This is a genomic window from Parasphingorhabdus sp. (assembly GCF_049667325.1).
In the GTDB taxonomy this organism is placed as follows: domain Bacteria; phylum Pseudomonadota; class Alphaproteobacteria; order Sphingomonadales; family Sphingomonadaceae; genus Parasphingorhabdus.
Map to the genome: position 1 here is coordinate 1 of NZ_JBATHY010000055.1, position 18,084 is coordinate 18,084.

General features: G+C 58.1%; 18 protein-coding genes and 1 pseudogene. 12 read left to right on the forward strand and 7 right to left on the reverse strand.

The genetic code is table 11. The features are described from left to right. Positions 1 to 1,579: pseudogene (gene nadB, locus WBM93_RS02920) on the reverse strand (L-aspartate oxidase); the annotation flags it as partial. Next, positions 1,576 to 2,514: an ABC transporter ATP-binding protein gene (locus WBM93_RS02925; protein ID WP_424427988.1), complete on the reverse strand. Its 939-nt coding sequence runs from the start codon at positions 2,512 to 2,514 to the stop codon at positions 1,576 to 1,578. The gene WBM93_RS02925 and the pseudogene nadB, both read right to left, overlap by 4 nt. Before the next feature lie 217 nt (positions 2,515 to 2,731). Between WBM93_RS02925 and WBM93_RS02930 the strand changes: the two genes are divergently transcribed. The 12 genes from WBM93_RS02930 (at position 2,732) to WBM93_RS02985 (ending at position 11,939) form a co-directional block, all read left to right on the forward strand. Further along, complete coding sequence (locus WBM93_RS02930; protein ID WP_424427990.1) at positions 2,732 to 3,289, forward strand: DUF4402 domain-containing protein; 558 nt, start codon at positions 2,732 to 2,734, stop codon at positions 3,287 to 3,289. Between the two features lie 87 nt (positions 3,290 to 3,376). Further along, positions 3,377 to 3,925, forward strand: a complete 549-nt coding sequence (locus WBM93_RS02935; protein ID WP_424427991.1) for a DUF4402 domain-containing protein — start codon at positions 3,377 to 3,379, stop codon at positions 3,923 to 3,925. Between the two features lie 47 nt (positions 3,926 to 3,972). Then, entirely contained in the window at positions 3,973 to 4,182 is a 210-nt protein-coding gene (locus tag WBM93_RS02940; protein WP_424427993.1) for a zinc-finger domain-containing protein, read from the forward strand. A 48-nt stretch (positions 4,183 to 4,230) separates the two neighbouring features. Continuing rightward, complete coding sequence (tldD, locus tag WBM93_RS02945; protein WP_424427995.1) at positions 4,231 to 5,658, forward strand: metalloprotease TldD; 1,428 nt, start codon at positions 4,231 to 4,233, stop codon at positions 5,656 to 5,658. Positions 5,659 to 5,694: 36 nt separating this feature from the next. After that, positions 5,695 to 6,228, forward strand: a complete 534-nt coding sequence (locus WBM93_RS02950; protein WP_424427997.1) for a DUF924 family protein — start codon at positions 5,695 to 5,697, stop codon at positions 6,226 to 6,228. Positions 6,229 to 6,232: 4 nt separating this feature from the next. Then, positions 6,233 to 6,739, forward strand: coding sequence for a type II CAAX prenyl endopeptidase Rce1 family protein (locus tag WBM93_RS02955; protein WP_424427999.1), 507 nt, complete (start codon positions 6,233 to 6,235; stop codon positions 6,737 to 6,739). A gap of 13 nt (positions 6,740 to 6,752) precedes the next feature. Then, a complete protein-coding gene (locus WBM93_RS02960; RefSeq protein WP_424428001.1) occupies positions 6,753 to 7,307 on the forward strand; it encodes a pyridoxamine 5'-phosphate oxidase family protein in 555 nt (184 codons plus the stop codon). Between the two features lie 6 nt (positions 7,308 to 7,313). After that, entirely contained in the window at positions 7,314 to 7,526 is a 213-nt protein-coding gene (locus tag WBM93_RS02965; RefSeq protein ID WP_424428003.1) for a DUF2007 domain-containing protein, read from the forward strand. Further along, positions 7,523 to 8,353 carry a patatin-like phospholipase family protein gene (locus tag WBM93_RS02970; protein ID WP_424428005.1) on the forward strand — a complete coding sequence of 277 codons (831 nt, stop codon included), beginning with the start codon at positions 7,523 to 7,525 and terminating at the stop codon, positions 8,351 to 8,353. The genes WBM93_RS02965 and WBM93_RS02970 overlap by 4 nt, the downstream gene beginning before the upstream one ends. A gap of 142 nt (positions 8,354 to 8,495) precedes the next feature. After that, positions 8,496 to 8,834 (forward strand): P-II family nitrogen regulator, encoded by a 339-nt coding sequence (locus tag WBM93_RS02975; RefSeq protein ID WP_424428007.1) that lies wholly within the window; start codon positions 8,496 to 8,498, stop codon positions 8,832 to 8,834. A gap of 18 nt (positions 8,835 to 8,852) precedes the next feature. Further along, a complete protein-coding gene (locus tag WBM93_RS02980; RefSeq protein ID WP_424428008.1) occupies positions 8,853 to 10,175 on the forward strand; it encodes an ammonium transporter in 1,323 nt (440 codons plus the stop codon). 255 nt (positions 10,176 to 10,430) lie between these two features. Further along, positions 10,431 to 11,939 (forward strand): aldehyde dehydrogenase family protein, encoded by a 1,509-nt coding sequence (locus WBM93_RS02985; protein WP_424428010.1) that lies wholly within the window; start codon positions 10,431 to 10,433, stop codon positions 11,937 to 11,939. Here the strand turns inward: WBM93_RS02985 and WBM93_RS02990 are convergent. The 5 genes from WBM93_RS02990 to recQ all read right to left on the reverse strand — a co-directional run bounded on the left by WBM93_RS02990 (position 11,887) and on the right by recQ (position 18,004). Further along, positions 11,887 to 13,551 carry a GMC family oxidoreductase gene (locus tag WBM93_RS02990; RefSeq protein ID WP_424428011.1) on the reverse strand — a complete coding sequence of 555 codons (1,665 nt, stop codon included), beginning with the start codon at positions 13,549 to 13,551 and terminating at the stop codon, positions 11,887 to 11,889. The genes WBM93_RS02985 and WBM93_RS02990 overlap by 53 nt on opposite strands. Continuing rightward, positions 13,485 to 14,531, reverse strand: coding sequence for a phosphatase PAP2 family protein (locus WBM93_RS02995; protein WP_424428013.1), 1,047 nt, complete (start codon positions 14,529 to 14,531; stop codon positions 13,485 to 13,487). The genes WBM93_RS02990 and WBM93_RS02995 overlap by 67 nt, the downstream gene beginning before the upstream one ends. A gap of 217 nt (positions 14,532 to 14,748) precedes the next feature. Next, a complete protein-coding gene (locus tag WBM93_RS03000; protein ID WP_424428014.1) occupies positions 14,749 to 15,648 on the reverse strand; it encodes a sterol desaturase family protein in 900 nt (299 codons plus the stop codon). A 47-nt stretch (positions 15,649 to 15,695) separates the two neighbouring features. Continuing rightward, positions 15,696 to 16,121 (reverse strand): TIGR01244 family sulfur transferase, encoded by a 426-nt coding sequence (locus WBM93_RS03005; RefSeq protein WP_424428038.1) that lies wholly within the window; start codon positions 16,119 to 16,121, stop codon positions 15,696 to 15,698. Positions 16,122 to 16,213: 92 nt separating this feature from the next. Continuing rightward, a complete protein-coding gene (gene recQ, locus WBM93_RS03010; RefSeq protein WP_424428016.1) occupies positions 16,214 to 18,004 on the reverse strand; it encodes a DNA helicase RecQ in 1,791 nt (596 codons plus the stop codon). Positions 18,005 to 18,084: the final 80 nt, after the last annotated feature.

Here is an 18,084-nt window from a genome sequence, read left to right on the forward strand (position 1 = left end):
ACCGTATCCACCGCCACATCCAACAATTCGGGATAATCGGTGATGTAATGCAACCCCCGGCTGTCCTTCCTCGCCAGCGCTGATTGCACGATCAGATCCGCCACCTCGATCAAATTCCGCAGCTCGATCAAATCCTGGGTCACCCGGAAATTGCCGTAATATTCTTCCACTTCGCCGCGGAGCAGATCGATGCGGTGTTGCTCGCGTTCGAGGCGTTTGGTGGTGCGGACGATGCCGACATAATTCCACATGAAACGACGGATTTCGGTCCAGGTCTGTTTGATCACCACTTCTTCGTCGCTGTCGGTGACGCGGCTTTCATCCCAGGGACGAATGGCGGCGGGGCAGGGAGCTCGTCCCAGTGCGCGGCGATATCGCGCGCTGCTGCATCGCCAAAGACGAAACATTCCAGCAGACTGTTGGAGGCCAGCCGGTTGGCACCGTGCAGGCCGCTCTCGCTCGCTTCACCCGCCGCATATAGCCCCGGCAGGTCAGTACGGCCGGCCAGATCAATCAATATCCCGCCACAGGTATAATGTTGTGCTGGCACGACCGGGATCGGTCCCGTGGTCATGTCGATGCCCAGCCCGATCAGCTTGTCATAAATATTGGGGAAATGGCCCTTCACGAATTCCGGATCGCGATGCGAGATATCGAGATGGACATAGTCCAGCCCCAGCCGCTTGATCTCGTGGTCATTGGCGCGGGCAACAATATCACGCGGGGCCAGCTCCATGCGTTCCGGATCAAAACGGTCCATGAAGCGATCACCCGCCTCGTCGCCCGCATCGTCGGGCAGTTTCAGATGTCCGCCTTCGCCGCGCACCGCCTCGGTGATCAGGAAATTCTTGACCTCCAGATTATAGAGGCAGGTCGGATGGAACTGCATCATCTCCATATTGGAAACCCGCGCGCCCGCGCGCCAGGCCATGGCGATGCCATCGCCGGTCGCCCCACGCGGCGCGGTCGAGAACAGATAAGTTCGTCCGGCGCCGCCGCTGGCCATGATCGTCGCCCGCGAAGTCAGCGTCTCGACATGACCGGTTTCATTGTCGAGCGCATAGACGCCCCAGACATTCTTGGCTCCGGTCGGGCTCTCCGCATGGCGGTCGACGATAAGGTCAATCGCCACCATATGCGGCCGCAAGGTGATATTCGGATGCGCCGCAGCGGTATTTTGCAACGCCTCCTGCACCGCCCAGCCGGTCGCGTCATCGACATGGACTATCCGCCGATGGCTGTGCCCGCCTTCGCGGGTCAGGTGGAGAACTTCCGCCTCCTTGTTGAACGGCACCCCCATATCCTCGAGCCGTTCAATCGCGGCGGGAGCATTTTCCACCACAAATTCAACGGTTTCTCGACGATTGAGACCTGCACCCGCGATCATCGTGTCGTTGATATGATTATCGAATGTATCACCCGCATCGAGCACCGCGGCAATCCCGCCCTGGGCCCATGCCGTAGAGCCGCCGGTGAGTTCGCCCTTGGCGAGCACCAGCACCTTGTGGGTCCGCGCTAGCGTGATCGCAGCGCTAAGGCCCGCCGCGCCGGATCCGATAATGATAACGTCGTGGTTCACGCGGCTTTGGCGCGGGTAAGATTGAGAAACACATCCTCGAGATCGGCTTCTCTTGTGGTCACATCGACAATCGCGAAGCCGCGTTCCTGTACCGCCGCCATTACGCCGCCGGCATTGGTCCGGTCCTTGTTATAGGTCACCGCTACTGTCCGGGGACCGATGATCTCGGCTTTCTCGAACAGCTTGTTGGCGAAGGAGACGGCATCCTGCGCTTCGCTGATATCGCGGTCCAGCGTCAGCTCGACCAGCTTTTCGCGGGCCATATCGACCAGTTCCGGTGTCGGCTTGTTGGCGATCAGCTTGCCGTGATTGATAATCGCGATCCGTTCGCAGAGATTCTCCGCTTCCTCAAGATAATGGGTGGTAAGGACGATCGTCACGCCGGCCCTGTTGAGCTCGACGACATATTCCCAAAGCTGTTGCCGCAGATCGATATCAACGCCCGCGGTCGGTTCGTCGAGCACCAGAATCGGCGGTGAATGGACCATCGCCTTGGCCACCAGCAGACGGCGCTTCATCCCGCCGGACAGGGTGCGGGCATAGGCATCGGCCTTGTCCTCCAGACGCACGGCGCGCAGCAATTCCATCGTCCGGCGGTTCGCTTTTCGGACGCCGTATAGCCCGGCCTGTACCTCCAGCGCTTCAAAGGGCGTGAAGAAAGGATCGAAAATGATCTCCTGCGGCACGATCCCGATCGAGGCTTTGGCATTGCGCGGGCTGTCGTCAATATCAAAACCCCAGATATCTGCGCTGCCACTGGTTTTACGCACCATGCCGGAGAGAATGTTGATCAGCGTTGATTTGCCCGCGCCATTGGGGCCCAATAGCCCGAAAATAGAACCGCGGGGGACGTCAAAACTGATGTCATCGAGCGCCTGCTGACCCCCGGCATAGGTTTTCGAGAGATTCTTGATCGAGATCGCTGCATTGGTCATCCGCTTCGCATAAACATCTTGTCGGGCACAATCAAAGGCTTTGCTGTTTTAGATGCAATCGGTTTGTTCAGCCTGTTTTTGGTCCGATATGGCTTGATTTCTGGCAATTTTGAGAAATTTTCCGGGAGAATTTGGGGCATTGAGAATTTACACTGTAACGCTTGGTTAATCTTGATTTTCAATAATAATTAGTAGTTTGGCGCTTATAGCCCTGAGGGTGAAGATCAGGACATTTTTTGCGCGGACCAAATGGTCCGCATTTTATTGCGCGACGGTCATTCCGTTTTGTGCGGCGATCTGTGTCCCGCTCGCGGCTGCGCAGGCAGCGTCGGGCAACAGCCAATCGCGGACGACGGTCAACCAGGGCGTGAACATCACCAAAAACGCGGATCTGCACTTTGGCAATTTCGCCGCAGGCACGACTCTGAGCCGGTTTCGCCTCGAACCGGAAACCGATGCTTTGACCCAGTTGAGTGGCAATGCCGTGTCGTTGGGCGGAACCCGGACGGCCGCATCGTTTACGGCCTTCGGAAGGCCGCTGGAGAGGGTTCGCATTACGGTCAACCAGAACCAGATCGATCTGACCCGTGTCGGCGGAACCCAAACCATGCGTGTCGACCAGTTCCGCTTTGATGGCGGCAATGGCACACGGAACCGATTCCTGAGTGCCAGCGGGTCAGTCAATTACAAGGTCGGGGGAAGGCTCACTATAAATCCCAATCAGACCGGTGGCGCTTATGTGGGAACATTTAACGTTACTATCGAATATCAATAATCCAGATCTTCCCGCTCATTAAAGTTAGCGGAAAATTAACCATGGCTGTAAATGCAAATTTGCACCTTTTGACTTAGGGCAGTTCCTGTGAAGACCAGAGATCAAATCCTACCGCGCCTTATTGGCGGCCTGCTACTCGTGCTTGTCGCTCTGACCAGCGCGCCGGCCGCTTTTGCGCAAACCGGCACGGCCGACGCCGAAGCTGTGGTCGTCAGCCCGCTTTCTCTCGTTCCGGTCGAAGATCTTGAGTTCGGCAATCTGATCCCGGGTTTGCTAGGTGGAACCGCGGTCGTCAGCACAGCCGGCGTTCGCACGGTGACCGGATCGGTCATTGCTGCGGGGGGAACGGTCAGCAACGCCGAATTCCAGGGTTATGGGACGCGCAACCGGTTTGTATATATCACTTCGGGTGCGGGTACATATATACTCAATCGGGTCGGTGGCGGCGCTGTTATGACAATGCGGTCTCTCACGTTGCAGGCCGACAATCTGACTCCGACATTTTTCCCCGGATTGTTTCGAATCGCGTCTACGGACGTGATTACCCTGCGTATTGGCGCCACACTGGACGTAGGCCCAAGCCAGCAATCTGGTGTTTATGAAGCGACCTTCCCGATCACGATGAACTATTTCTGATATTTGCAGGATTGCGCCGCGCTCGATCCGTTGCTAATCGCGCTTATATGATTGACGCTCCCGAAATTGTCAGAACAGCCAAGAAACGCAACGCCTGTGATGGTGCCAGTGAAATTCCCGGTGGCGCAGCACTCGGTCATCCGCGCGTGTGGCTGGAGATTGATGAAAAAGGCTATGTCGACTGCGGCTATTGTGACCGGCGATTTGTCCTGGCAGGCGGCCCGGCTGACGTGGCGCCCAGTCAGTCCGAAGAATAATCCGATATAGGGGGTGCACGGCCCCCGATATATTTCTATATATACGGGATGATGAAAAATCTTGATCCCCGTTCCTTTCTATATCGTCCCGACGGACTTGACCCGGAGCGCGCCAAAGCGCTTGTTGCGGGCAGCCTGTCCGCTTGTGACGATGGTGAACTCTATCTGCAATATAGCGCGGTCGAAAGTTTCGGTTTTGACGACGGCCGCCTGAAAACCGCCGACTACAGCACCGACAGCGGCTTCGGCCTGCGCGGCGTTTCGGGCGAGATGACCGGCTTTTCCCACAGCAATGAAATCAGCGAGGCAGCGATAAAACGCGCTGCACAAACCCTGCAATTGCTCGATCCGGCCAAGGGCGAAAAAGCTCCGCCACCGCGCGGCAACAACCGGCATCTTTACGGCGAAGCCAATCCGCTGGAAGCCATTCCCTTCGCGAAAAAAGTCGCTCTCTGCCAGCAGATTGATGCCGCAGCACGCGCACGCGATCCGCGGGTCGCGCAGGTTTCCGTCGGCCTTTCCGGTAGTTGGAGTGTAGTTGAGATTGTTCGTCCCGACGGCTTTGTCGCCACAGATGTACGGCCTCTGGTGCGGCTCAATGTTTCAATTGTGGCCGAACAAAATGGCCGTCGTGAAAGCGGCAGCTTCGGCATGGGCGGTCGCTATCTTTATGACGAACTGTTTGAGGAAGCGCGCTGGAACCGCGCGGTCGACGAGGCGCTGGCACAGGCTCTGGTCAATCTCGAGAGCGTGGATGCCCCTGCGGGCGAACAGACTGTCCTGCTCGGCCCCGGCTGGCCCGGCATCATTTTGCACGAAGCGATCGGCCACGGTCTCGAAGGCGATTTCAACCGCAAGGGCACCAGCGCTTTTTCCGGCAAGATCGGCCAGCGCGTAGCCGCGCCCGGCGTCACCGTGGTCGACGATGGTTCGATCCGGGAGCGGCGCGGGTCGCTGAGCATTGATGACGAGGGAACACCGACACAGGAAAATGTCCTGATCGAGGACGGCATATTGAAATGCTATATGCAGGACCGGCTGAACGCCCGTCTGATGGGCGTCCCGGCGACCGGTAATGGCCGCCGCGAAAGCTATGCCCATGCGCCGATGCCGCGAATGACCAACACGTTTATGCGCGGCGGCAAGGATGATCCGGCCGAGCTGATGAGCCGGGTTAAAAATGGCATCTATGCCAAGAGCTTTGGTGGCGGACAGGTCGATATCGTGTCCGGCAAGTTCGTCTTCTCCTGCACCGAGGCCTACAAGATTGAAAACGGCAAGCTGGGCGCGCCGATCAAGGGAGCGACGCTGATCGGTGACGGCCCCACGGTGCTCACCAAGGTCACCGGTATTGGCAATGACATGGCGCTGGACGAAGGCATCGGCATGTGCGGCAAGGGCGGACAGTCCGTGCCGGCAGGCGTTGGACAGCCAACCTTGCTGGTGGATAGTCTGACGGTCGGGGGCACGGCTTGAGTCTGGAATCAATATGGTAAAATCGGGAATATCGCATTGAATTGGCCTGCCGAGATATTGTCCTTCTGGTTTGAGGAGCTCGACCCCAAGGATTGGTGGACCAAGAGCGATGCTATTGACGATCTGATCAAAAAGCGTTTCTTCGAGCTCTGGGAAACGCAAAAATCAAAAACCGCCGATGATTTCCTGACGTCGCCGGAAACCGCGCTTGCGGCCATCATATTGTTCGATCAATTCCCCCGTAATATGTTCCGCGACAGCGCCGATGCCTTTTCCACCGACCATCTGGCGCAGCAGGTCGCTGAAAAGACGGTGGATCTGGAACTCGACACGCAATTGCCCGAGCGGCAGCGACCTTTTTTCTATATGCCTTTCATGCATGCGGAGGATATTCGCCTCCAAAACAAGTCCGTTGCCCTGTTTACCAAGCTTGGCAGCAATCAGAAATTTGCCAATGAACATCGCGATGTGATCGCGAAATTTGGCCGCTTTCCGCATCGTAACGAGATTCTCGGACGGCAGTCGCGGCCAGAAGAAGTGGCGGCTGTTGCTGCCGGGGCGAGCTGGTAAACCGATGCTGGTAGCGGCAGTGAAGCAAACTTGGCGAGCGCTGCAAATCTGGCCGGATATGGGGCGCTGGAAAGCCGCCTTGGGAATAACGCTCCCCACAGCAGCTATTATTGCTCTTGCGGGCTATGTGGGCGGTTGGGTCACTTTTGACCAGGTCCCCGATTTCCAGTCGGCATTGATTGCTGCCGTCATTCTGTTCTTCATCCCCGCCTTGGCCGAAGAGATCATCTTTCGCGGTGTCCTGCTGTCCTGGTTCGCAGCCTTCTCGCAACGCTGGGGAAACTGGCTTTCGGCGATATTGTTCATGCTCTGGCATCCGTTTCAGGCTTTGACCTTCGGGCCGCCCTGGTCGGCAATCTTCCTCCAGCCTTCGTTTCTGTTTGCTACGTTCATACTGGCCATTATATTGACCCATATCCGGATTGTTTCGCAATCGCTGTGGCCGGTTATCGTGATCCACTGGCTGCTAGTGCTGCTATGGAAACTGTTTTTCGGCGGCCCGTTTTACTGAACAGGAAATTGTTATGGCGGATTTTTTCGAAGCCTTGGAAGACGATCATATCGCCTTCATCGCCAAACAGCCGATGTTTTTCGTGGCAACGGCGGCGGAAGACAGCCGGATCAATCTCTCGCCGAAGGGCTATGATGCGTTTCGCGTGCTTGGTCCCGACCGGGTTGCCTATCTGGATCTGGGGGGCTCGGGTAATGAAACCCACGCCCATCTGGTTGCCGATGGACGGATTACCATCATGTTCAACAATTTTGCCAATCCCGCGCTGATCTTGCGGCTTTATGGTACCGGTCGTCCGGTACTGCCGCAGGAAAACGGCTGGGACAAGTTGGCCGAGCATTTCGAAATACTTCCCGGTACGCGGCAGATTTTCGACATAAAATTGAACAGCATACAGACGAGCTGCGGCTGGGGCGTGCCGCGGATGGAAATGAAAGCCGAGCGCGAGACCCTGGTCAAATATCATCGCCAGGCTAATCCCGAGGCATGGATGGAAAAGACCGCTGGCCGGCTGAAAAGTATCGATGGCTTGCCGACCCGCGCAACGGACCGCTATTTTGGCGGGTAACCGGTCATGAGTCTGGTAGAGCTGTCCCGCCATATGCACGGCGTCGAAGCCGAGATCATCCGCGGGCGGCTTGGCGCGGCCGGTATCGGTGCGGTCTGTTTCGACAGCGGGGTGAATCTTGTTGAAGGCGCGGGTATCGCGCTACCTGCCAGAGTGATGGTGCTGGAAGAAGACCTTGCCGAAGCAAAAGCAATATTGGCGGAGGACGTTTCGCTATGAGCGGAGCCGGAAAGATATCCCTCGCACTGGGAGGCGGTGCCGGTCTGGGCTGGACCCATATCGGTGTGCTGCGGGCCATCGATGAATCACCACTGGAAATTGCCGCCATAGCGGGCACCTCTATGGGTGCGATCACCGGCGCCAGCTATGCGGTTGGCAAGCTCGACTATCTCGAAGATATGGCCCGCAACGTCAATTTCCGCAACATGCTGCGGTTCATGGATCCGCATTTCAAGCGCGGCGCGGTCATGGGTGCACGCAATATAGAGAAGGAGCTGGATACTGAATTTGGTCATCTAAGTTTCGAAGACCTGCCGTTTCCTGTCGCAGCGGTTGCTGCTGACTTGCGTACCGGCGATACGATTGTGATGAAATCGGGCAAGCTGGTGCCAGCGATCCGTGCCTCAATGTCGCTGCCCGGCATATTCAAGCCCGTGCAACATGAGGGCCGGCTGCTCGTCGACGGGGGTGCTGCCTTGCCGGTTCCGGTGTCACCGGTCCGCGAACTTGCGCCCGAAGCATTGTGCCTGTCGGTCAACCTGCAGGACGATTTTATCAATCGAGCCATTGCCGCCGGAATTGCGGTTCAAGGCAACAAAGAGCCCAATAGCCTTGCTATCGTCAAGGCGTCAGTGGGCTTGTCGCTGCGCAATCTCGGCCGCTATTCCTTGGCGCTCGATCCTCCCGATTTTGCGATGTCACCGCCGGTCGGCCATATCGACATCCAGAATTTCACCCGCGCCGATGAACTGATCGCTATCGGCCGTCGCGAGACCGAAAAGATCATCCCGCAAATATTGGCAAAGCTGGCCGAAAGACGTGCCTAAATAACAGGCAATTGTGCTGCGATGCACAAAACTTACGCGCCTTTGAGCGAGCGGCTTTCTTAAAAATCCAGTGATTCCCTAGTCTTGCGATTCTGGCACACGCTTTGCTGAGTGTCCCCCAGTAACAACCACAGGGGGCGTAATGAAATTTATCATAGCCATAATCAAACCGTTCAAGCTTGACGATGTTCGTGAAGCACTGACCGGTGTCGGCGTGTCCGGCATGACCGTAACCGAGGTCAAGGGCTTTGGGCGGCAAAAGGGCCAGACCGAAGTCTATCGTGGTGCGGAATATACCACCAACATGGTTCCGAAACTGAAAATCGAGGTGGCCTGCAGCAGCGCTATCGCGGCCCAGGCGATCGAGGCCATTCAGGCGGCGGCAGGCACGGAATCGATCGGCGACGGCAAGATATTCACGCTCGGTCTCGAAGGCGCCGTCCGCATTCGTACGGGTGAAACCGGCGACACAGCAATTTAATCGGGGAAGCAGATACTCATGAGAAAATTTTTAACAAAACTGACTGGATTGGCGGCGCTGGCCAGCCTTTCGGTCCCGGCCTTTGCGCAGGAGGCTGCCGAAGCAGCCGCGGCGGTCCCCAATCCGGGAAATAACGCCTGGATGATGACCGCAACGATCCTGGTCTTGCTGATGATCCTGCCAGGTCTCGCCCTGTTTTACGGCGGTCTTACCCGCACCAAGAACATGCTGGCGACGATGACGCAAATCGGGGCAGCCGCCTGTCTCGCAATGCTGATCTGGGTCACCTACGGCTATGGTCTGGCGTTCGGTCCTGAAGGCAATGCCTTCATCAGCTGGGGCAAATTCTTCCTCGCTGGCGTAGATAGCAGCAGCACCGCGGCGACATTCTCCGACGAAGTGATCTCGGAATATGTGTTCATCTCGTTCCAGATGACCTTTGCCGCGATTACGCTAGCACTTGTCCTGGGGTCGGTTGTCGAGCGGATGAAATTTTCGGCAATCATGGTTTTTGGCATAGTGTGGCTGACCATTGTCTATTTCCCGATCGCTCATATGGTTTGGGCCGGCGGCGGACTGCTCTTTGAAATGGGCGCTCTCGACTTTGCCGGTGGTACGGTTGTGCACATCAACGCCGGTGTATCGGCGCTGGTTGCGGCGCTCATCCTCGGCAACCGCAAGGGCTATCCGAAAGAACCAATGGCTCCGCACAGTCTGACGCTGACGATGGTGGGCACCGGACTGCTCTGGGTTGGCTGGTTCGGCTTCAACGCCGGTTCCGAACTGGAAGCAGACGGCACGGCCGGCCTGGCGATGATCAATACCTTTGTTGCCACGGCTTCGGGTGCTCTGTTCTGGATGGTTGCTGAAAGGCTTAGCGGTCACAAGGGATCGGCGCTTGGGTTCTGTTCGGGCGTGATTGCCGGTCTGGTAGCGGTAACTCCCGCCGCCGGTAACAGCGGACCATTTGGCGCGATCGTGCTGGGTGCGGTTGCATCGCTGATCTGCTATTATTCGGTATCCTTCCTGAAGCCACGGCTCGGCTATGACGACTCGCTGGACGCCTTCGGCATCCACGGTGTCGGCGGTATGGTCGGCGCGATCGGCACCGGCATTGTCTATCAGCCGATGTTCGGCGGACCGGGCGATGGCTCCACCGCCATGGGCGCACAGGTGATCACCCAGATCATCGGTGTGCTGGTCACAATCGGCTGGGCCGGGATCGGAACGGCTATCGCGATGTTTGTCGCCAAGCTGGTCACTGGCCTGCGGGTCACCGAAGAAGTCGAGCGCGAAGGCCTCGACCTCGGTGAACATGGCGAGCGCGCCTATAATTACTGATTGCTAGTTTGGCGCCGGCCCTCTCTCTCCCATACTCGGGTCGGCGCCTCACATTGTTCCTCCTGCGAACAAACGACTTTATGGCCGGTGATGTGAAAACATCCCGGCCTTTTTTTTCCCGAGACAAGCAGCAACAACCTGAAAGGCGCTAAAAGCACCGGTAGGACCGCCGCGATCTGCTGCCGGATCCGTTTCATTTGCAATTGCCGGGTGCGGCTGTCATTTGACGGCGGTCATTCATAACAGGGAAACGCCATGTCCTATCAAGAGCAGGCCGCTGAAATTTTGAACCGCGTTGGTGTATCCGCGGATCGCATTGCTGCCGGCAGACTGGCCGTCCACTCTCCCTTGACGGGAGAGAAACTAGCCGCGGTGGAAGTAACCGAAAGCACCGACGTTAATCAGGCCATCGCCCATGCCCACGAGGCGTTCCTGCAATGGCGCACGGTGCCCGCGCCGCGACGCGGCGAACTGGTCCGGCTGTTTGGAAATGCCTTGCGCGAACACAAAGATGAACTTGCGCGACTGGTTGCGATAGAGGCGGGAAAAATCCCGTCCGAAGGCGCTGGCGAAGTGCAGGAAATGATCGATATTTGTGATTTTGCGGTCGGTTTGTCGCGGCAGCTATACGGTCTCACTATTGCCTCTGAACGGCCCGGCCACCGGATGATGGAGACCTGGCACCCGCTGGGCGTGGTCGGAGTGATCTCGGCGTTCAATTTTCCGGTCGCGGTCTGGGCGTGGAACACAGCGATTGCTTTGGTCTGCGGCAATAGCGTGGTCTGGAAACCGTCGGAAAAAACGCCGCTGACCGCGATGGCTTGTCATGCGATTTACGAGCGAGTGGCAGCAGATTTTGATGAAGCGCCCAAAGGCTTGGCCGGTCTTGTCATCGGCGGAGCGGAAACAGGGGAGCGGCTCGCCGATCATCCGCAAGTGCCGCTGGTTTCTGCCACCGGTTCGACCGCGATGGGAAGGGCAGTGGGGCAGCGCCTCGCCAGTCGTTTCGCCAAGTCGATATTGGAACTGGGCGGCAATAATGCCTGTATCATCGCGCCTTCGGCTGATCTGGATATGGCGGTGCGCGGCATATTGTTCAGTGCGGTCGGTACCGCGGGACAACGCTGCACCAGTATGCGGCGGTTGTTCGTCCATGACGATATTTACGAAGAGCTGCTAACCCCGCTGAAAGCTGCTTATGACAGCATTTCGGTCGGTGACCCGCTGGCGGAGGATGCCCTGGTCGGGCCGCTGATCGACCAGGCCGCCTTTGACGGCATGCAAGACGCGCTATTGCTGGCGAAAGACCAAGGTGGAGTTGTCACAGGCGGTGGTCGCCATGAGAGTGGCAGTGCCGATGCATATTACGCCAAACCGGCGCTGGTCGAGATGGCGGAGCAATCCGATATCGTCTGTCGAGAGACCTTTGCGCCAATACTCTATGTAATGCGATACCGAGAACTCGACAGCGCCATCGAGCTGCAAAACGCCGTCGGAGCGGGCCTGTCATCCTCGATCTTCACCATGAACATGCGCGAAGCCGAACAATTTCTGTCCGCAGCGGGTTCCGATTGCGGGATCGCCAATGTCAATATCGGCACTTCGGGTGCGGAGATCGGCGGTGCCTTTGGTGGTGAAAAGGAAACCGGTGGCGGTCGTGAGTCCGGTTCCGATGCGTGGAAAGCCTATATGCGCCGCGCGACCAACACGATCAACTATTCGGCCGACCTGCCGCTGGCGCAAGGCGTGAACTTCGACCTCTAGACCCTCTCCTGCGTGGCGGTGCCGGCACGCCCAGATCAGCCTTGATAAAATCCGCTGCCCGCTCGCCGATCATGATGCTCGGCGCGTTGGTGTTGCCGCTGATAATTTCCGGCATGATCGAAGCATCGGCAATATAGAGGCCTTCCAGTCCTTTGAATTTCAGACGCGCATCGACTACGGCTGCATCGTCCGGACCCATGCGGCAGGTGCCGACGGGATGATAAACGGTATCGGCGCGCTGCCGGATTAACGCGTCCAGTGCTGCATCATCGTCCATATCGATAGGATACCGATCGGTAGGTGCAAAATCGGTCAACGGCGGGGATTCCAATATCCGTTTCATCTGCCGGACACCCTTGCGCAAGGTCGCGATATCCCGGTCATCATCGAGGAAATTCGGGTCAATTGCCGGTGGCGCCTCCGGATCGCGATCATTGAGCCTGACCGTGCCCTTGCTATACGGGCGCAGCACGCAGGCGTGACAGCTGAAACCATGGCCCTTGACCTTCTCGCGACCATGGTCTTCGAGCATCGCCGGGACGAAATGATATTGGATATCGGGGGCAGGGACGTCCGGTCCGCTGCTCCAGAACCCGCCCGCTTCGGCATAAGGCGTTGTCATGATCCCGGTCCGCTTGACCCGGTGCTGGATGATGGCCTTGGCCATGCGCACGGTGCCCGCGAGGGAATCGCCGATCAGTTCCCTGGACTCGGTCTGATAGCCGGAAACAAAGTCGATATGATCCTTCAGATTCGCGCCGACTTCGGGCTTGTCGAGGACGACATCGACGCCCTTGTCCCTGAGATGTGCAGCCGGACCAATGCCGGACAGCTGCAATATATGGGGCGTTCCGAAGGCGCCGGCGGACAGAACGACCGCACTGCGCGCGTTGATCGTTTCGCTACCCGACCCGCGCTTGATCTGGACGCCGGTCACGCGGCCTTCCTTGACGATCAGCTTCTCGACCAGTGATTTGGTCTTGATCGTCAAATTCGGACGAGAACGGGCGGGGTCGACATAGGCGCGCGCGGCGGACCAGCGTTCGCCGTCCTTCTGCGTAACTTGGTAAATGCCGATGCCTTCCTGCTTCTCGCCATTGAAATCATCGAGAATGGGCAGCTGCAAATTGCGTGCCGCTTCGACGAAGGCGAGGCTCCCCGGGTTCGGCCATTTCTGGTCGGAAACGGAAAGCGGGCCATCGCCGCCATGATGCTCGTCGCCGCCGCGTTCGTTGCCTTCGGACTTTTTGAAATAGGGCAGGACATCATCATGGGACCAACCGGTGCAGCCCATCGCCGCCCAATTGTCATAATCCCATTTGTTGCCGCGAATATAGACCATTGCGTTTATCGCGCTCGATCCGCCAAGCCCGCGTCCGCGTGGTTGATAGCCGATACGCCCGTTCAGGCCCTTTTGCGGAACAGTGTCAAATTTCCAATTGGCGTTTTTCAGCAGAAACGGCATCATACCCGGTGTTTTGACAAGAAAATTGTCATTGCGCCAGCCCGCTTCGATCAGGCAGACGGTGCTTTTCGCGTCTTCGCTCAGCCGTCCCGCGACTGCACTGCCGGCGGAACCGCCGCCGATGACGATGATGTCAAATTCTGCCATATACCCGTCTCTCTCCATCTGCGCTGTCGGCGCATTTTGGGAAGGCTATATTGTATTGCACCGGCCGTGCACAGAGCAAATAGTCCCACTATCGCACCACCGATCATGTCGATCAGATAGTGGGTCCCTTCAACCGGGGTGGAAAGCAGCATCGCGGCATTGATCGCCAATAGCGGCCAACGCAGATAGCGGCACTGCCACGCCATGGCGATATAGATAACCGCCGCTGCGGTGTGGAAACTGGGCGCGCAAACCAGCCCCTGAAGCGCCCCGAGATCAACCATATAAAATAGATCGTTCCGCAATAGCGGAATCAGTTCTGCCTGATATAGGGCGCTGGTTGGCATGTAGGGAACCGGCCCTTGCCACACATAGGCCAGCGGGCCGACTGCCGGAAAGGCAAGAAACAGCATCATGGTGATTACCGCTGCGAGCCAGAAGCTGAACAGGAACATCTGCGCGCGGGCGCGTTCGCCGTTGATCGCAAGGCCGCCGAGCAGCAACAGGGGTGACACATAGATATTGGCATAGGCGAAACTGCCAGCCGATTGCAGCCATGGATTGTTGACGACCAGTAAATACCAGTCCATCCACACAAAGCCCAGAAACGCGTCGATACGCGCCAGCGCCGGGTCGACAAACCCGGTAGTTGCGGCAGCGGCGGGATAGGTCGCGGTCGCGCCGAGCAGGCTGATGAACAGGAAGAAGCCGACATATTCGCAAAAATCACGCGCGATCCGCTGCCAGCCGGTTGAATGGTCCTGCATCAAATAGCGGATGGCAGCCAGCAGGGTGAGCAGCAGAAAATATTTGCTGTTGCTGGGTTTGAAAAAATCCATGCTGAGGCCAGCCCATCCCATCATCGCGACCACGATCAGCAGGCTACAGGCCAGCAATCCCAGAAACCAGCTGGTCGGGACGATGCGTGCAAACAGCGTTTGCTTGTCGATGTGAATATCCTGGACGTCGCTCATATCCATGAGCGGGACCTCCCGCGCAACATATCCGCCAACCACGTCTGAATATGTACCAGCACGCGTCGTTCGCGGCCGTACTCCCCCGAAAATCCCAAAAATGGTTCCAATGTGCGACCCGCGTGCGGATCGTGCACGACTGGAGGGGCCCTCAACCCTCTAACGCGCGCTTGCGCTCTTTTTCAGGCAAAGGATAGCGACAAATTCGTAGCGATTGAAAAACCTAGCTTTTAAGATTCTGGCGCCATCGCCGCTTGATCATCTCGCTGCTTTCCCGGCTGCCATCATGGCTCCAGCCGGGTGGCTTGACGAGATAGTTCCACTTATGCCGCCATGGCGCGGTCCACAGGTCTTTGGCTATCCCGATCCATTCGTGAAAGGCCGCCCACAACAGGTTGAAACTGTTCAGATTTTTGATAATCCCATAGTGAATTTCTTCGGCGTCGGTTTCCGGTTCATAGGTGCCGAACATCTTGTCCCAGATGATGAACACGCCGGCATAGTTGCGGTCCAGATAACGCGGATTGGTCGCATGATGGACGCGGTGGTGCGAAGGCGTGTTCATCACCGCTTCGAACCAGGGCGGCATCCGGTCGATCGCCTCGGTGTGGATCCAATATTGATAAACCAGATTCAGCCCCGCGAGGAAGAAGATCAGCGCTGGCGGAAAACCGATAAGAAATAGCGGCAGCCGGAACAGGAAGCTGAGGGCGAAAAAGCCGGTCCAGGTCTGGCGCAGCGCCGTGGTAAGGTTATAATGCTGGCTGCTGTGATGGATGACATGCGCCGCCCAGAACCAGCGGACCCGGTGCGCGGTGCGGTGGAACCAGTAATAGGCAAGGTCATCGAGGATGAAAGCCAGAGGGACGAGCCATAGCGCGCTTGGCCATTCGATCGGGATATCGAAAACCCGATATTGATAGACCCAAAGGCTGAGCGCAAAAACGATTCCGCCGGTCAGAATCCCTGCAACGACGCTGCCTGTGCCCAGCGCCAGCGAGGTGATCGCATCCTTGGTTTCGTAGCGGATCTTCCTATTCTTGCGGCTCCACAGCCACTCCAGAGCGACGGTGATGACAAAAAACGGGACCGCCCAATCGGTCGGGGATGGGAGACTTTCCATAATCGCGTGTACTTACACGAATGTTAGTGGCTGTCCAGTTGCCGCGATTACTCTCCGGCAGCCAGCGCATCGACCATCGCGCGCACGGGAGTTATATCGTAGCCCGCATTGCCAGCCAGCCGGGCGATTTCGTCCGGTGCAACACCCTGCTTGGCCTGCGCCAGCGACCACAGCAGCGTCGAGCGTGTGCCGGACCGGCAGTAAGCCAGTGTCTTGTCGCCATCGGCAAGTGCCGCGATCATCGCATCGACCTGTGGCCCTGAAAAGCCGCTGTGGGTTATCGGAATCGCAATATATTTCATGCCGGATTCCCGCGCCGCCGCTTCAATATCCGCGCTTTGCGGCGCCGATGGATCTTCGCCGTCGGGGCGATTGTTGATGATCAGGGTGACGCCTTCGGCCTTGGCTGCGGTGATATCGTCGAGAGTGATTTGGGGGGATACGCTGAGGCTGTCATTGATTTTACGGAACATGCTATTGGTCTCCTCTATCGGAACGGGTGTATCGGTTGCGGTAGCGGCGCTACAGCCGATCAAGGCAATCGGTAATATTGCGGATAGATAGTTCATACACTTTCCTGTTGCGCCTCGGTCACATCGCGAATCACGGCCAGAAAGGCGTCGCCATGTTTCTCCAGTTTCGCCGCGCCGACGCCAGGCAGTTCGCTCAGCGCCGACAGGCTGTCCGGTTTCAGGCCGGTCATATCACGCAGCACGCTGTCGTGGAAGATCACATAAGGCGGGACGCCCAGTTCCTTGGCCAGCTCCATGCGTTTCTTTCGCAGCGCCTCGAACAGGGGGTCGCCGAACGGGTTGGGAGAAGCATTGCCGCCGCGCCGTTTGCGCGATACGCGTTTGGGCGGCTCGACAATCGCGATTTCCTGCTCGCCCTTGAGAATCTTTCGCGCCTCGGGGCCGAACATCAAACCGCCATGATCGGTGTTGCGCAGCGCATCGCGGAGCAATAGCGAGCGCGAAACCGGCTTGATCAGCAGCGCTTCCTCTGCACCGACAATATCGAACACCGAAAGCTGGTCATGGCCGCGCGCGATGATTTTTTCATCCTGCCGCCCGGTAAGCACGGCCTCGAGATGGGTGACGCCGAAACTCTGTCCGGTGCGATAGACGGCGGACAGGAATTTGCGCGCCAGCTCGGTGACATTGCGGGTCACCGGGGCGTTCAGGCAATTATCGCAATTGCCGCATTGATCTGGCGGACTTTCGCCAAAATGGCGGAGCAGTATCGCGCGGCGGCATCCCGGGGTTTCGACCAGACCGCCCAGTGCGGCGAGCCTTGTCCGCTCGCTCTCGAGCCGGGTCTCGTCAATTTCCCCTAGCCGCTGCCGCGCCTTGGCGAAATCTTCCGCACCCCAGAACATGTGGGCCTCGGCCGGATCTCCGTCACGGCCGGCGCGGCCGGTTTCCTGATAATAGGCTTCGATCGATTTGGGCAGTCCGGCGTGGGCGACAAAGCGCACATCCGGTTTGTCGATGCCCATGCCGAAAGCGATGGTCGCAACCATCACCATATCTTCGGAGGCGACAAAATCATGCTGGTTCTGCTGGCGAACTTCCGGTGGCAGGCCGGCATGATAGGCGCGAGCGCTGCGTCCGGTGCTGGCGATCTGGCTGGCCATTTTTTCGGTTGCCGCGCGGGTTTGCGCATAGATTATACCCGGTCCCGCTATGCGATCGACCAGATCCCCGACCTGCCGCGCCAAGCCGCTGCGCGGGCTCATGCTGTAGCGGATATTGGGGCGGTCAAAACCTGCGAGGATCATGCCGTCGGGTTCTATGCCCAGCTGCACCAATATATCGTCCCGGGTATGCGCGTCGGCGGTTGCGGTCAGTGCGAGCCGCGGCACGGAACCAAAATGGTCGAGCAGAGGGCGGAGCAGCCGGTAGTCCGGCCGGAAGTCATGGCCCCATTCGGAAACGCAATGCGCTTCATCAATGGCAAAGAGCGATATATCGGTCTGCTCCAGCAGCTCGCGAAAATGGGACTGTGACGCGCGTTCCGGCGCGGCGTAGAGCAGATCAAGCTCACCGGCCTTCAGACGGGCTATCGTCTCCGCCCGGTTATCATCGGCGGAGGTGAGGGTGGCCGCCCTGATCCCGACGGCTTCGGCGCTGCGGAGTTGATCGTGCATTAGCGCGATCAGCGGTGATATCACGATGGTCGTGCCGGGGTTGGCGATGGCGGGCAGCTGATAGCAGAGCGACTTGCCGGACCCGGTGGGCATCACGGCGAGCGTATTCTGTTTCGCCAGCACGCGCGTCAGCACCTGTTCCTGCATGCCGCGAAAGCTGTTAAAGCCGAAGGTCGATTTGAGCAGGGGAAGGAGGGCAGCGGTCATTCTCAACTCCCTAGCCAGAGACAGCACTATGCGAAACCGCAAAAGCGATTTTGACCGAAATTGTAATCCGTGATGGCGGC

Bases quoted from the DNA above. Each gene is read 5' to 3' on its own strand.
- WBM93_RS02980 (WP_424428008.1), top strand. From the start codon at position 8,853: ATGAGAAAATTTTTAACAAAACTGACTGGATTGGCGGCGCTGGCCAGC.
- WBM93_RS02960 (WP_424428001.1), top strand. From the start codon at position 6,753: ATGGCGGATTTTTTCGAAGCCTTGGAAGACGATCATATCGCCTTCATC.
- WBM93_RS02975 (WP_424428007.1), top strand. From the start codon at position 8,496: ATGAAATTTATCATAGCCATAATCAAACCGTTCAAGCTTGACGATGTT.
- tldD (WP_424427995.1), top strand. From the start codon at position 4,231: ATGATGAAAAATCTTGATCCCCGTTCCTTTCTATATCGTCCCGACGGA.
- WBM93_RS02990 (WP_424428011.1), bottom strand. From the start codon at position 13,551: ATGGCAGAATTTGACATCATCGTCATCGGCGGCGGTTCCGCCGGCAGT.
- WBM93_RS03005 (WP_424428038.1), bottom strand. From the start codon at position 16,121: ATGTTCCGTAAAATCAATGACAGCCTCAGCGTATCCCCCCAAATCACT.
- WBM93_RS02965 (WP_424428003.1), top strand. From the start codon at position 7,314: ATGAGTCTGGTAGAGCTGTCCCGCCATATGCACGGCGTCGAAGCCGAG.
- WBM93_RS02940 (WP_424427993.1), top strand. From the start codon at position 3,973: ATGATTGACGCTCCCGAAATTGTCAGAACAGCCAAGAAACGCAACGCC.
- WBM93_RS02985 (WP_424428010.1), top strand. From the start codon at position 10,431: ATGTCCTATCAAGAGCAGGCCGCTGAAATTTTGAACCGCGTTGGTGTA.
- WBM93_RS02925 (WP_424427988.1), bottom strand. From the start codon at position 2,514: ATGACCAATGCAGCGATCTCGATCAAGAATCTCTCGAAAACCTATGCC.
- WBM93_RS02970 (WP_424428005.1), top strand. From the start codon at position 7,523: ATGAGCGGAGCCGGAAAGATATCCCTCGCACTGGGAGGCGGTGCCGGT.
- WBM93_RS02995 (WP_424428013.1), bottom strand. From the start codon at position 14,531: ATGGATATGAGCGACGTCCAGGATATTCACATCGACAAGCAAACGCTG.
- recQ (WP_424428016.1), bottom strand. From the start codon at position 18,004: ATGACCGCTGCCCTCCTTCCCCTGCTCAAATCGACCTTCGGCTTTAAC.
- WBM93_RS03000 (WP_424428014.1), bottom strand. From the start codon at position 15,648: ATGGAAAGTCTCCCATCCCCGACCGATTGGGCGGTCCCGTTTTTTGTC.
- WBM93_RS02955 (WP_424427999.1), top strand. From the start codon at position 6,233: ATGCTGGTAGCGGCAGTGAAGCAAACTTGGCGAGCGCTGCAAATCTGG.